General features: G+C 69.9%; 11 protein-coding genes. 7 read left to right on the plus strand and 4 right to left on the minus strand.

Annotation, left to right across the window (positions count from 1 at the left end):
* Positions 1-130: 130 nt before the first annotated feature.
* A complete protein-coding gene (asnB, locus tag ACFWPA_RS13990; protein WP_378570573.1) occupies positions 131-1,801 on the minus strand; it encodes an asparagine synthase B in 1,671 nt (556 codons plus the stop codon).
* 235 nt (positions 1,802-2,036) lie between these two features.
* Between asnB and ACFWPA_RS13995 the strand changes: the two genes are divergently transcribed.
* The gene (locus ACFWPA_RS13995; RefSeq protein ID WP_378508016.1) at positions 2,037-2,420 is read left to right on the plus strand and encodes a hypothetical protein; all 384 of its coding nucleotides are present in this window, start codon (positions 2,037-2,039) and stop codon (positions 2,418-2,420) included.
* A 78-nt stretch (positions 2,421-2,498) separates the two neighbouring features.
* On the opposite strand, the gene ACFWPA_RS14000 is transcribed toward ACFWPA_RS13995, so the two are convergent.
* Both ACFWPA_RS14000 and ACFWPA_RS14005 read right to left on the minus strand, forming a co-directional pair.
* Complete coding sequence (locus ACFWPA_RS14000; protein ID WP_378508015.1) at positions 2,499-3,185, minus strand: GntR family transcriptional regulator; 687 nt, start codon at positions 3,183-3,185, stop codon at positions 2,499-2,501.
* 61 nt (positions 3,186-3,246) lie between these two features.
* Entirely contained in the window at positions 3,247-4,392 is a 1,146-nt protein-coding gene (locus ACFWPA_RS14005; RefSeq protein WP_378508014.1) for an acyl-CoA dehydrogenase family protein, read from the minus strand.
* A gap of 215 nt (positions 4,393-4,607) precedes the next feature.
* Between ACFWPA_RS14005 and ACFWPA_RS14010 the strand changes: the two genes are divergently transcribed.
* A complete protein-coding gene (locus tag ACFWPA_RS14010) occupies positions 4,608-6,128 on the plus strand; it encodes an aldehyde dehydrogenase family protein (RefSeq protein WP_378570576.1) in 1,521 nt (506 codons plus the stop codon).
* A 4-nt stretch (positions 6,129-6,132) separates the two neighbouring features.
* Entirely contained in the window at positions 6,133-7,023 is an 891-nt protein-coding gene (locus ACFWPA_RS14015) for an oxygenase MpaB family protein (RefSeq protein ID WP_378570578.1), read from the plus strand.
* A 55-nt stretch (positions 7,024-7,078) separates the two neighbouring features.
* Here the strand turns inward: ACFWPA_RS14015 and ACFWPA_RS14020 are convergent, their stop codons facing one another.
* Positions 7,079-8,305, minus strand: a complete 1,227-nt coding sequence (locus ACFWPA_RS14020) for a TetR/AcrR family transcriptional regulator (RefSeq protein WP_378508011.1) — start codon at positions 8,303-8,305, stop codon at positions 7,079-7,081.
* 319 nt (positions 8,306-8,624) lie between these two features.
* On the opposite strand from ACFWPA_RS14020, the gene ACFWPA_RS14025 reads away from it, so the two are divergent.
* The 4 genes from ACFWPA_RS14025 (at position 8,625) to ACFWPA_RS14040 (ending at position 12,938) form a co-directional block, all read left to right on the plus strand.
* Positions 8,625-9,419: an enoyl-CoA hydratase gene (locus ACFWPA_RS14025; protein ID WP_378570580.1), complete on the plus strand. Its 795-nt coding sequence runs from the start codon at positions 8,625-8,627 to the stop codon at positions 9,417-9,419.
* Positions 9,420-9,579: 160 nt separating this feature from the next.
* Positions 9,580-11,169: a fatty-acid--CoA ligase FadD5 gene (gene fadD5 / locus ACFWPA_RS14030; RefSeq protein WP_378570582.1), complete on the plus strand. Its 1,590-nt coding sequence runs from the start codon at positions 9,580-9,582 to the stop codon at positions 11,167-11,169.
* Positions 11,170-11,271: 102 nt separating this feature from the next.
* Positions 11,272-12,081, plus strand: coding sequence for an MlaE family ABC transporter permease (locus ACFWPA_RS14035; protein WP_378508008.1), 810 nt, complete (start codon positions 11,272-11,274; stop codon positions 12,079-12,081).
* Positions 12,081-12,938 carry an MlaE family ABC transporter permease gene (locus ACFWPA_RS14040; RefSeq protein ID WP_378508007.1) on the plus strand — a complete coding sequence of 286 codons (858 nt, stop codon included), beginning with the start codon at positions 12,081-12,083 and terminating at the stop codon, positions 12,936-12,938. Before ACFWPA_RS14035 ends, ACFWPA_RS14040 begins: the two co-directional genes overlap by 1 nt.

Here is a 12,938-nt window from a genome sequence, read left to right on the forward strand (position 1 = left end):
CCTCCGCCGCGACGCCGCGTTGGGGGCCGCGGCGGAGGTGGCCCCGCCGGGGGGGCGCCCGCGGGCAATGGGGGGGGGGCTCCGAGCCATTCGGCTCGGAGCCCCTCCCCGTTCTCGCTGATGCGGTCGGCTAGCCGGCGAGGGCCCGGTCGTGCACCCCGCGGACGGCGCGGCCGGACGGGTCCGCCATCGCCGCGAACTCCGGATCCCATTCCAGCGCCGCGGGTGTCGAGCAGGCGATCGACTTGCCGCCGGGTACCGTCGCCGCGCACGCCTCGCCGGGGAAGTGCTGCTCGAAGATCCGCCGGTAGAGGAACGACTCCTTGGTGGCGGGGGTGTTGTGGGGGAAACGCTCGGCGGCGGTGGCGAACTCGACATCGGTGACGACGATCTCGGCGTGATCCTTGAGTCCGTCGATCCAGCCGTAGCCCACCCCGTCGCTGAACTGTTCCTTCTGGCGCCACAGGATCTGCTCGGGCAGCGCGCCGTCGAAGGCCTCGCGGATCACCGCCTTCTCGATCCGTCCCCCGCCCGCCATCTTGTACCGGGCATCGATACCCATTGCGGTGTCAAGGAACTCGAGGTCGAGGAACGGGACGCGGGCCTCGACTCCCCACGCCATCATCGACTTGTTCGCCCGGAGGCAGTCGTAGTTGTGCAGCGCGTCGATCTTGCGGACCGTCTCGTCGTGGAACGCCGCCGCGGACGGCGCCTTGTGGAAGTACAGGTAGCCGCCGAAGATCTCGTCCGCCCCCTCGCCGGACAGCACCATCTTCACGCCCATCGCCTTGATCCGGCGGGCGAGCAGGAACATCGGTGTGGACGCGCGGATCGTGGTGACGTCGTAGGTCTCGATGTGCCGGATCACCTCCGGCAGCGCGTCGAGGCCCTCCTCGACGGTGTACACGAATCCGTGGTGCTCGGTGCCGAGCATGTCGGCGGCCAGCTGCGCGGCGGCCAGGTCGGGGGAGCCGTCGAGGCCGATCGCGAACGAGTGCAGGTGCGGCCACCACGCCTCGCTGCGGTCGTCGTCCTCGACGCGGTCGCGGGCGAACTTGGCGGCACACGCCGCAACGAGGGAGGAGTCGAGGCCGCCGGACAGCAGCACCCCGTAGGGAACGTCGGTCATCAGCTGCCGCCGCACGGCCTGTTCGAAGGCCGCACGCAGGGCCGCCGGCGCGACCTCGGTGCCCGCGGTGGCCGCGTACTCGCGCCATGGCCTCAGGTAGTAGCGCCGCAGTTCTCCGGTGACGCTGTCGAAGATGTGTCCGGGGGGGAACTGGGCGACGTCGTCGCAGAGGTCGGCGAGGGACTTCATCTCCGACGAGATCAGCAGGTGGCCGTCGCTGTCGTGCCCCCAGTACAGCGGGCAGACGCCGATCGGGTCGCGCGCGATCAGGTACCGACGCCGGTCGGCGTCCCAGAGCGCGAACGCGAAGATCCCGTTGATCCGGCTGACGAAGTCGTCGTCGCCGGTGCGGTAGAGCGCGTTGATGACCTCACTGTCCGAGGCCGTCGTGAAGTCGTAGTCGAGGCCGGCGCGCAGGTCGCGATGGTTGTAGATCTCGCCGTTCACGGCCAGCGCCAGGTAGCCGTCCCGCGAGCGCAGCGGTTGCGCGCCGCTGGCCGGATCGACGATCGCCAGGCGCTCGTGGACGAGGATCACGCCGTCGTCGACGAACACGCCACTCCAGTCGGGCCCGCGGTGGCGTTGCCGCCGGGACGCCTCGACCGCCCTGGCGCGCAGCGCCGCCCGGTCGTCGTCGGGGCGCAGGCCGAACATGCCGAGAATTGAACACACAGCGATTGGCTCCTTCGTCACGGGTCTGCCGTCGCGGTGGCTGTGCGACGGTCCGACGGGTGCGCGTGTGGGCCGTCACGCGCTGCTCGGTCGGTGACAGTACTACCGAGCACGGACCCGTCGGCTCGGTTTCGGGAACATCGACTGGACGTGTGTCCAGTCGCGGTGGCGTCCGCGGACGGGTGAAGGTAAACCTTGCTTTACAGGGCTCTATCGGCCCTGGTCGAATACAGGCATGACCGCAGCCATCGACATCTTCCTGATCCTGCACTTCATCGGACTCGCCGCCATCATCGGCAGCTACATGACCGTGCTCAAGGCACCGCGCGTGATCCCGGGCATGCTGCACGGCGCGATCCTGCAGGTCGTCTCCGGGCTGGCACTGGTCGGCCTGAACGAGGCGAACGACGCGGACATGAACCACATGAAGGTGGGCATCAAGCTCGTCGTCGCGATCGTGATCCTCGTCCTCGCCGTCCTCGGACTGCGCGCGGCGAAGGCGGAGCCCGCGGCCCCGACCGGTGGGGCGGCCGTCGCCACCGCGAACTCCACCGCGACCCTCGCGCACGCGATCGGGATCCTCGCCGTCGTCAACGTGATCATCGCGGTCGTCTGGTAGTCACGTCTTCACGCAGGGCACGCAGGGGCCGCATCCGGAAATCCGGGTGCGGCCCCTGTCGTTGGGCGGCAGCGGGTTTCAGTCCCAGATGCCCGCCTGCTCCAGGTGCGTCAGCAGGCGTTGCGCTCCATCGGCGAAATGCGCGCGGGTCACCGCGCCCGCCTCCTCCGCATCGCCCGCCGCCAGTGCGGCGATCAACCGGCCGTGGCTGGCGACCGCGGCCGCGCCCCACTGCGGGTCCGCGGAATACAGGTGCGCGGGGGTGTAGCGCAGCGCGTTCAGCAGGAACCACGACAGCTTGTGCGCCCCGGCCAGCCGGTTGAGGATCCGGTGGAAGGAGAACTCCAGGTCCTCGATCCGGTCGGTGTCCCCGGCGGCGACGGCCCGGGCCAACAGGTCCCTCGCCTCCCGCATCTCGGCCAGGACCGCGGGCGTCACCTGGGGTGCCGCGCGGATCGTGAGCCGTTCCGCGACCTGACCCTGCAGCCAGAACAGGTCGTGTACGTCGGCCCGGGTCAGCGGGGCCACCACGTAGCCGCGGTGCGGCACCAACTCGACGAGCCCCTCCCCGCGCAGCGTCAGCAGCGCCTCCCGCACCGGCGTGACGCTAACGCCGAGTTCGGCCGCGGTCTCGTCGAGCCGGATGAAGTCCCCGGGCCGCACCCCGCCCGACATGATGACGCCGCGCACGTGCGCCGCGACGTCGTCGGACAGTTGGGGCCTGCGGCGCAGTGCGCGGCCGTCGGCCTTGCGGGTGGTGGTCATGTGCTGCTCCTCGTCACGGCAGTTCAGCATAGGGGCAGCGGTGCGCGCCGCCTCCGAACGCTCAGAGCCCGTATGTCTTGCCGATGATGTCGCGCTGAATCTCGCTGGTGCCGCCGAAGATCGTCGAGACGAGGGTCGCGCGGACGTGCTTCTCCATGTCGAACTCGGTGGCGTAGCCGTAGCCGCCCATCATCTGCATGCCCTCGAGCGCGACCCGCTTCGCGGTCTCGGTGGCCTTCAGTTTGGCCATCGACGCCTCCCGCGCCAGCATCTTGTCCGGATGGGCGTCGGCGGCGCGGGCGACGCTGTAGACGAGCAGCTTGGTGCACTCGATCTCGGTGGCCAGGTCCGCGATCCGGTGCCGCAACGCCTGGAAGGTGCCGATCGGCCGACCGAACTGGGTGCGCTGCGTGACGAACGCGAGGGTGTCCTCGAAGGCGCGCTCCGCGGTGCCGAGGATCATCGCGGACAGGATCAGCCGCTCGAAGTTCAACCCCGTCATCAGCTGCCGCCAGCCGTTGCCGACCTCGCCGACGACGGCGTCCTCCGGGAGCACACAGTCGGTGAAGTAGAGGTCGTTGGTCTCCTTGTGGCCGCCCATCAGTTCGATGCCGCTGATCTTCAGGCCGGGGGTCGTCACCGGCACGTGGAACATCGTCATCCCCTCGTGCTTGCTCTCGCCACGCGAGGTGCGGGCAACGAGCAGGATGTTCTCGGAGATGTGCGCGTTCGAACACCACGTCTTCTGGCCGTTGATCACCCACCCGTCGGAGGTCTTCTCCGCCTTGGTGCTCAGGTTGCCGACATCGGATCCGGCCTCCGGCTCGGACATCGAGATCGACTGCGACACACCGCGAACGATGCCGCGCAGCACGGTCTCCTTCTGCTCGGGGGTGCCGAACTTCGCGTAGGCGCCGCCGGTGATGAGGGTCGGTCCGATCGCACCGATCGGGGCCATTCCGCGCGCGGTCTCCTCCAGCAGGATGCACATGTCGACCATCGTCGCGTCGGATCCGCCGTACTCCTCCGGGACGGTGAGGCCCAGCCAGCCGAGGTCGGCCATCTTCCCGTAGATCTCGGGGCTGTGACTCGCCCTGCCGTGGTCGGTGAGGCGGTCCCGCATCTCCCTGGTGCCCGCCTCCCGCTTGCAGAAGTCGGCGACGGTCTGGGCGAACGCCCGCTGCTCGGTGCTGAAATCGACGCTCATCGGTGATGCTCCGATCGGAAGTGGCGGATCGCGGCGGGAGCATTGCCCGCCGCGGGGGTACGGCCTACTGTGATGCCGACAACAGTACGACAAATCAAATATATGTGATGTGATCTTGGTTCGGAAGGGTCCGGGTAGGCAAGGATCGAATCAGGACCCACCCCGAACGACGCCATGCGACCGATCTGCCGCGCCAACCGACGGAGGAACGCCCCATGTCCCAGCGCACCGACCACACGCCGAGCGACGCGCAGGCGCCCACCACGTCCGGCACCTTCGCCTCGCTCGACCCGCGCACCGGCGCCGTGCTGGCCGAATACCCGGTGCACGACGCCGAGCACGTCGCCGCCGCGGTCGCCCGCGCCCGCGATGCCGCGATCTGGTGGGCCGACCTCGGCTTCGACGGGCGCAAAAAGTGGCTGCAGAAGTGGAAGTCCGCGATCGCCTCGGACGCCCGCTCGCTGGCCGCGGTGATCTCCGCCGAGACCGGCAAGCCGATCGACGACGCGATCCTTGAGATCATGCTGGCCGTCGAGCATCTGGACTGGGCATCGAAGAACGCGGGGAAGGTCCTTAAGCGTCGCAAGGTGCCGTCGGGGATGGTCAGCGCCAATCAGGAATCCACCCTGGGGTACGAACCGTACGGCGTGGTTGGCGTGATCGGCCCGTGGAACTACCCGATCTACACGCCGATGGGGTCGATCTCCTACGCACTCGCGGCGGGCAACGCGATCGTGTTCAAGCCGAGCGAGCTCACCCCCGGCGTCGCCGTGTGGCTGGCCGACAAGTGGAACTCGCTCGTACCGAATCAGCCGGTGCTGCAGGTGGTCACCGGCCTCGGCGCGACCGGGGGCGCGCTCGTCGCGGCCGGCGTCGACAAGGTGGCGTTCACCGGCTCCGGCCCCACCGCGCGCAAGGTGATGGAGGCGTGCGCGAAGACGCTCACCCCGCTCGTCGCGGAGTGCGGCGGCAAGGACGCGATGCTCGTCGCGGCGGACGCCGACCTCGACGCCGCCGTGGACTTCGCGGTCTTCGGCGGGATGGGCAACGCGGGCCAGACCTGCGCCGGGGTGGAACGGATCTTCGTCGCCGACGAGGTGTACGACCCGTTCGTTCGGAAGCTGACCGAGCAGGCATCGCGGCTGCGCACGGGTGGTGGGACCGGCGACTCCTACGGGCCGATGACCCTGGACCGGCAGAATGAGGTGGTGCGCGGGCAGGTCGAGGACGCACTCGACAGGGGAGCGCGGGCCGTGCTCGGCGGCCGGGAGTCGGTGCGCCACCCCTACATCGAGCCGGTGATCCTCGGCGACGTCCCCGAGGACAGCACCGCGATGACCGAGGAGACGTTCGGGCCGATCGTCGCGGTGAACCGGATGCGCGACCTTGACGACGGCGTCGACAAGGCGAACCGGTCGAGCTATGGGCTGGGGGCGTCGATCTTCAGTAAGGACCGGGCGAGGGCCCTCGCCGCCGCGGAGCGGTTGCGGACCGGGATGGTGTCGATCAACTCGGTGCTCGGGTTCGCGGGCGTCCCGTCGCTGCCGTTCGGCGGTGTCGGCGAGTCCGGGTTCGGGCGGATCCACGGCGCGGACGGGCTGCGCGAGTTCTCCCGGCCCAAGGCGGTGACCCGGCAGAAGTTCCGGGCCCCGCTCAACCTGCTGACGATGGAGCGTAAGGGCCGCGACATGAAGATCGCGGAGTGGCTGCTGCGCACCATGCACGGACGGGACTGACGCCATGTTCCTCATCGACGGAGGCAAGGCGCCGCGCGGTCGCCACGGCTGGCTGCGCCGCATCGAGACCCTCGACCCGGTCCGCGACCATCAGCAAATCCACCGGATCACCGCGGGCTTCGAGTTCCCCTGGGACTACACCCGGGCGCTCGAATTTGCGCTGTTCCGCACCTACTGCGTGCCGTCCATCTCCGAACTGCTCAAGCGCACAGGCGAGTTCGAGAACCGGCCGCAGAAGCGGTATGACGACACCTCGCTGCTGATGGCGGAGCTGCTCGAGCACGGCTACGACTCGCCGCGCGGCAAGGAGTCGTTGCGGGTGGTGAACCGGATGCACGGCAAGTACGAGATCTCGAACGACGACATGCGGTATGTGCTGTCCACTTTCGTCTACGAGCCGCTGGACTGGATCGAACGGTACGGCTGGCGGCCGCTGCATCCGCACGAACGGCTCGCCGCGTTCCACTTCTACCGGGAGGTGGGGGTGAGGATGGGGATTCGGGACATCCCCGACGACTTCCAGGAGTTCCACCGGTTCAAGGCGGCGTACGAGCGGCTGCACTTCCGGAACACGCCCGAGGTCCACGCCGTCGGGGTGTACACCCGGGACCTGTTCTGCTCGTGGTTCCCGGCCGCGGTGCGGCCCGCGGTCTCCGTCGGGGTCACCGCGATGCTCGACCCGATGATGCTCTCGGCGTTCGGTTTCCGGGCCGCGCCGTCGTGGATGCGGCCGGTGGCAGATCGGGCGCTCGCGGTGCGTGCCCGAGCGTTGCGGCACTTCCCGCCGCGTCGGACCTCGGTCATCGCCGTCGACCCCGGCAACCGCACCTACCCCGGCTACCCGAGCGGCTACCGACCGAGCGAACTCGGCGCGGAGCCGCTGACCCGCCCGTGAGTCCTTCTGGCCCCGTTGCGGACCAAAAGGACTCACGGGCGGCGGAGCCGCGTGCTCAGCTGTACAGCACCGCCAGCATCAGCGCCTGCATTCGGCCGCGGGCGAGCGGGCCGGTGTCGAACCGCATCAGCCTGCCGATGTCGAGGGTCTGGCCGAGCGCGGCATGGACGAGGAACCGCGCCTCGGCCGCAGGCAGGTCGGGGCGGGCCGCGGCGAGCAGGGTCACCCACTCCTCGATGTGCAGGCGCTGGACGTTGCGGAGGTCGGTGCGCTCGGCGGCGGGCAGATTCCCGATCTCCGCGAAGTACACGGTCAGCACCTCGGGGCGGGCGAACGCGAGGTCGATGTACGCCGCGACCAGGCGCCGCACCGCAGCGGCAGGCTCGGCGGATTCGGCCAGCGCGGCCCGGGTGGCCGTCGCGAGGCGGTCCGCGGCCCGGTAGAACGCGGCGGCGAGCAGGTCGGCCTTGCTGGGAAAGTGCCGGTACACGCTGGACGCGGTGATCCCGGCCGCGGCGCCGATCTCCTCGATGCTCGACTCCGGATAGCCGCGGAGGTTGAAGATCCGCATCGCCTCGGTCAGCAGCAGTTCGCGGGTCGAGGTGACGGGCAATCCGCGGGCGGACGGGTCGTCGAGCGTCGTCGCGGCCGGGGTCGCGCGCGTCAGGTCGGCGCGCAGCACCGCCCACGCGGCGGCGCGCAGCAGCTTCTCGATCCGGCGGGTGGCCAGCGCCGCCCGGTGCGCGGTGATGCTGCCGATCACGCTGAGCGCGGACGCCGCGAGGACCGCGGCGTCCGTCGGGGCGAGCTCGGGGCGCAGGTCCCGCAGCGGCCGGTTGACCTGCTCGTTGAGGGCCGCGAAGTCGTCGCGCATCGCGGCGCGGTCGTCGGGTTGCAGGTAGCGGCCCTCCCAGCGGTACAGGCCGCCGGTGCGCCGGTTCCGGGTGGTGGTGGTCACCAGCGCCCGCACGATCGCATCGAGTCGGCGCTCGGCATCCGCATCCGCGGTGGCGGTCACCGCCTCCTCCGCCGCCGCGCGCAGTGACCCGACGGTGCTCTGCGCGGCCTGCACGAGCAGGGCGTACTTGTTGGGGAAGTGACGGTACAGCGCCGGTCCGGAGATGCCGAGCGCCGCGGCGATGTCGTCGACCCCGACGGCGTGATAGCCCCGATCGCTGAAGGCTTCCGCGGCGACAAGGGCGATCTGGGCCTTGCGGTTCTTCGGTCGCTTGCGGGGTGCCGGCGGCTCCGGAACCGACCGACGGCGGGTCGACTGGGTCATCGGGCCTCCTGAACTGTTCGACGGAAATGGTATCGGAGCGCTGGCCCCGAACCGGAACCCGCGAGGTGGTCCGGTGCCCGGGGTGGCGGCAGCGAGGGGGCGGGCGAAAATTCTGCTCCGATAGTGGATTTGGTCTTGACAGTACGCGAACCGTGCATGAAAGTTAACGCAAATTCGCCACCGCGCCGGTCCGGAGGGGTGGCGAGGATCCGGGTCTTGTCGAAGGCGGGGAGCCGATGACGCACATGATCAGTCGTGCCAACACAATCACGGAACAGGCTGTCGCCTTGCTGGATTCGCAGATCTCGGCGGTCCGGCGATGACCGACGTCGAAGCGGAGCGGGTCGAGGGACTGCTGGTCGACCTCGCGGACGGGATCCTGCGCGTCACGATCGCGCGTCCCGACCGGATGAACGCCCTCGACATCGACTCGATGCGCGCCCTCGGCGACCTGCTGGAGGGCCGCGCGCGCGAGCGTGACGTGCGGGTGGTGGTGCTGGCGGGCGAGGGCGGCGCGTTCTGCACCGGCGCCGACCTGATCGCCGCCTCGTCCGGGCCCGGCACCGACCCGCGGGTGGTGATGGACACCGCGAACCGGGTGATCCGGGCGATCCTCACGCTGCCGTCGCCGGTGCTCGCGCGGGTCGACGGCGCGGCGGCCGGGGTCGGGGCCTCCCTCGCGTTGGCCGCCGACCTGACCTACGCCGCGCCGTCCGCCTACTTTCTGCTCGCGTTCGTCAACGTCGGCCTGATGCCGGACGGTGGATCCAGCCTGCTGGTGCCCGCCGCGGTCGGACGCGCACGGGCGGCGGAGATGGCGCTGCTCGGCGAGCGACTCGGCGCGGTCGACGCGCACGCCGCCGGGCTGATCACCCGGGTGCTGCCGCCCGACGACCTTGCCGCGCACGTCGATGCGGTCGCGGCGACGCTGGCCGCCGGTCCCCGCAGGGCGATCGAGCTGACCAAGCGGTCGCTGACCGCGGCCACCCTCGACCGAGTCGAGGAGGCCCTCGTGCGCGAGACCGAGGGGCAGGTCGAGTTGCTCGGATCCGCGGACTTCCGGGAGGGGGCCGCCGCGATGCTGGCCCGCCGACGCCCCCGGTTTGGTTCGTGAGTCGCGCGGCGTGTCGCGGTGGACACCCTGTCCGATTCTGCGAATAGTAGTTAACAAAATGGCCCACAGGGGGCCGCTGGCTTGCCATAATCAACCGCAACCGGAGAGGCGCGTACACCGTGCCACACAGTCTCCGTGACAGGGAAGGGCTTGTCGAACGATGTCACCCGATCTCCTCACTCAGCCCCTGCGGTCCCGCAGGAACCACTGGAACAACCAGGTCGCCACGCACGCGATGATGCGGCCCGACGCGGTAGCGCTGCGCTTTCAGGGCGCCGACACCACCTGGGCGGGTCTGCACCGCCGATCCGAGTCGTTCGCGGATGCGCTGGCCCGCCGCGGCGTCGGGTTCGGCGACCGGGTGCTGATCGTCATGCTCAACCGCCCCGAATTTCTTGAGGTGGTGCTCGCGGTCAACGCGCTCGGTGCGATCGCGGTTCCGGTCAACTTTCGGCTCACCCCGCCGGAGATGGCGTACCTCGTCACCGACAGCGGCGCCACCGTCGTCGTCACCGACACCCCGCTCGCCCCACTGGTTTCCGCGGTCCGGCAACAGGTTCCGGAGCTGGCCACCTGCGTCGTCGTCGGGGAGGAGGCACCCGACGCGGCGGAGGGATACGAGCGGCTCGTCGCCGAGGACGGCGCCCCGCACCCGGCGGTCGACCTGCCGGAGGACATTCCGGCGCTGATCATGTACACCTCCGGCACGACCGGCAGCCCAAAGGGTGCGGTCCTGTCCCACACCAACATGCAGGCCCAGGCGCAGACCTGCATCCGCGCGCTGCGCATGCACGGCGCGGGCGACGTCGGGTTCTGTGCGTCGCCGATGTTCCACATCGCCGCGCTCGGCAGCATGGCGCCGAGCCTGCAGCTCGGCATCCCCACCGTCATCCATCCGCTCGGCGCCTTCAACCCGACCGAGCTGCTCGACGTGTGGGAGGCGGAGCGGGTCACCACCGCGTTCCTGGTTCCGGTGCAGTGGCAGGCGGTGTGCGCGGAACCGACCGTGCGGCAACGTGATCTGGCGCTACGAGTGATCAGCTGGGGTGCCGCGCCCGCGTCGGACGTGGTGCTGCGGGCGATGTCCGAGACCTTCCCGGACGCGCTCAACGTCGCGGTGTTCGGGCAGACCGAGATGTCCCCGATCACCTGCGTCCTCGACGGCGAGGATGCGCTGCGCAAGCTCGGCTCGGTGGGCACCGTGATCCCGACCATTCAGGCCAGGATCGTCGACGACGAGATGAACGACGTGCCCGTCGGTGCGGTCGGCGAGATCGTCTACCGCGGACCGACGATGATGAGCGGCTACTGGAACAAGCAGGCGGAGACCGCCGACGCCTTCGCGGGCGGGTGGTTCCACTCCGGGGACCTGGTGCGCCAGGACGAGGAGGGATTCGTCTACGTCGTCGACCGCAAGAAGGACATGATCATTTCCGGCGGCGAGAACATCTACTGCGCCGAGGTGGAGAACGCCCTCTTCGGACACCCGAAGGTATTGGAGGCGGCGGTGATCGGTCGCTCCGATGCCCGGTGGGGGGAGGTGCCGGTCGCGGTGGTCGCGCTCAAGGATCCCGCGGCGGCCGAGCTCACCCTCGACGAACTCGCCGGCTACCTCGACGACGTGCTCGCCAGGTACAAGCATCCCAAGGAACTCGTGATCGTGGAGGCGTTGCCGCGCAATGCGAGCGGGAAGGTCGTCAAGGGCGAGCTCCGCAAGGAACACGGCTCGCTGACCGTGCGCGCCGGCTGAGCCGGGCGCACGGATCGGTGCCGCGGTGATCAGGGGCCGCGGCACCGACGGGGGTCTCGATCAGGCGGGTGACGGGAGAACAGGCATGGGGGGAGTGCTCGGGTGACATACGAGTTGCCGACGGCCAAGGGCCCGGTGCGCGACGTCGCCAGCCAGGGCGGCTACCTGATCGGATTCGCGGTCCTCTCGATCGTCGCGCTGTTCCGGGCGATCCTGGCCCGCAGGCTGTCCCTGCAGGAGACGGTCACCCAGACGCTGTTCATCGGCCGGGTCAGCACCGGGCCGTCGCTGCTGCTGATGATCCCGATCGGGGTGTTCATCGCGGTGTCCGTCGGGGAACTGGCGGGCCGGATTGGCGCGGGCGGCTACTCCGGCGCGGTCGTCGCGTTCATCATCGTCGGGCAGGCCGCCGCCCTCGTGTGCGCGCTGATGATGGCGGGCGTCGCCGGGTCCGCGATCTGCACCGACCTCGGGTCGCGGAAGATCCGGGAGGAAATCGACGCGCTGGAGGTCATGGGCATCGACGCGGTCGAGCGACTCGTCGCTCCGCGTCTGGTCGCCGCGGTCGTCGTCTCGCTTGCCCTGTGCGCGATGGTCACCTTCGGCGGCGTCCTCGCCTGCTACCTGTATCACATTTACGTGCAACACCTTCCGGCCGGAACGTTCATGTCGACGTTCAGCCAGTACGGCCGGATGTCGGACTTCGTGATGGCCCTCGTCAAGGCCGCCGTCTTCGGTCTCACCTCCACCCTGGTCGCCACCTTCAAAGGCCTGCACACCAAGGGCGGACCGCGGGGCGTCGCGGACGCCGTCAACGAGGCCGTCGTCATCGCGTTCGCCCTGGTGTTCATCGTCAACACCGCGCTGTCCGCGCTGTACACCGTGATCGTGCCCGCGGTCGGGGCGTACTGATGGTCGGCATCGACGTCCGGCACCGCATCTCCAGGGCCGGGGCGCCCGCCCGCGCCGTGTACGGCGGCCTCGCCGACGTCGGACGACACGTCACCTTCTACGGCCGGGCGCTCGCCTCGATGCCGTTCGCGCTGATCCGCTACCGCAAACACGTGCTCGCCCAGATCAGCGAGGTCAGCTTCGGCACCAACTCGCTGCTGTCCGGCGGCGGCACCATCGGCATCGTGTTCGCGATGTCGCTGGCCGCGGCGATGATGCTCGGCGTCGAAACCCAGCGCGGCCTCGAACTCGTCGGCATGACCACGATGTCGGGGATGCTGTCGGCGATCGCGAACACCCGCGAACTCGCGCCGGTCGTCGTCGCGATCGCGCTCGCCGCCAAGGTCGGGACCGGCTTCACCGCCCAGATCGGCGCGATGCGGATCTCCGACGAGATCGACGCGCTCGACGCGATGGCGATCCGGTCCATCCCGTTCCTCGCGGGCACCCGGGTGCTCGCCGCGATGGTGTGCGTGCTCCCGATCTTCATGATCGGCCTGCTCGCCAGCTACCTGTCGACCCGGCTGGTGATCGTGTTCTTCGGCGGTGCGTCGGCGGGCACCTACGACTACTTCTTCCACCTCGCGCTGTCCCCGCAGGACCTGCTCTACGCGGCGCTGAAGGCGATCGTGTTCGCTGCGGTGGTCTCCCTGGTGCACTGCGCATACGGCTACTACGCCGCGGGCGGGCCCGCCGGGGTCGGGCAGGCCGCCGGCCGGGCCCTGCGCACCGCGATCCTCGCGATCGGCGTCCTCGACGTGCTGCTCACGTTCGCCCTGTGGGGTCTGGTCCCCGAGATCCCCGGGCTGGGGATCTGA

Origin of the sequence: Rhodococcus sp. NPDC058505 (assembly GCF_042720095.1) — a bacterium.
GTDB lineage: Bacteria > Actinomycetota > Actinomycetes > Mycobacteriales > Mycobacteriaceae > Rhodococcus_G.

Coding starts and splice junctions, on each gene's coding strand:
- ACFWPA_RS14040 (WP_378508007.1), top strand. CDS start 12,081: ATGGTCGGCATCGACGTCCGGCACCGCATCTCCAGGGCCGGGGCGCCC.
- ACFWPA_RS14020 (WP_378508011.1), bottom strand. CDS start 8,305: ATGACCCAGTCGACCCGCCGTCGGTCGGTTCCGGAGCCGCCGGCACCC.
- fadD5 (WP_378570582.1), top strand. CDS start 9,580: ATGTCACCCGATCTCCTCACTCAGCCCCTGCGGTCCCGCAGGAACCAC.
- ACFWPA_RS14015 (WP_378570578.1), top strand. CDS start 6,133: ATGTTCCTCATCGACGGAGGCAAGGCGCCGCGCGGTCGCCACGGCTGG.
- ACFWPA_RS14025 (WP_378570580.1), top strand. CDS start 8,625: ATGACCGACGTCGAAGCGGAGCGGGTCGAGGGACTGCTGGTCGACCTC.
- ACFWPA_RS14005 (WP_378508014.1), bottom strand. CDS start 4,392: ATGAGCGTCGATTTCAGCACCGAGCAGCGGGCGTTCGCCCAGACCGTC.
- ACFWPA_RS14000 (WP_378508015.1), bottom strand. CDS start 3,185: ATGACCACCACCCGCAAGGCCGACGGCCGCGCACTGCGCCGCAGGCCC.
- ACFWPA_RS14010 (WP_378570576.1), top strand. CDS start 4,608: ATGTCCCAGCGCACCGACCACACGCCGAGCGACGCGCAGGCGCCCACC.
- ACFWPA_RS13995 (WP_378508016.1), top strand. CDS start 2,037: ATGACCGCAGCCATCGACATCTTCCTGATCCTGCACTTCATCGGACTC.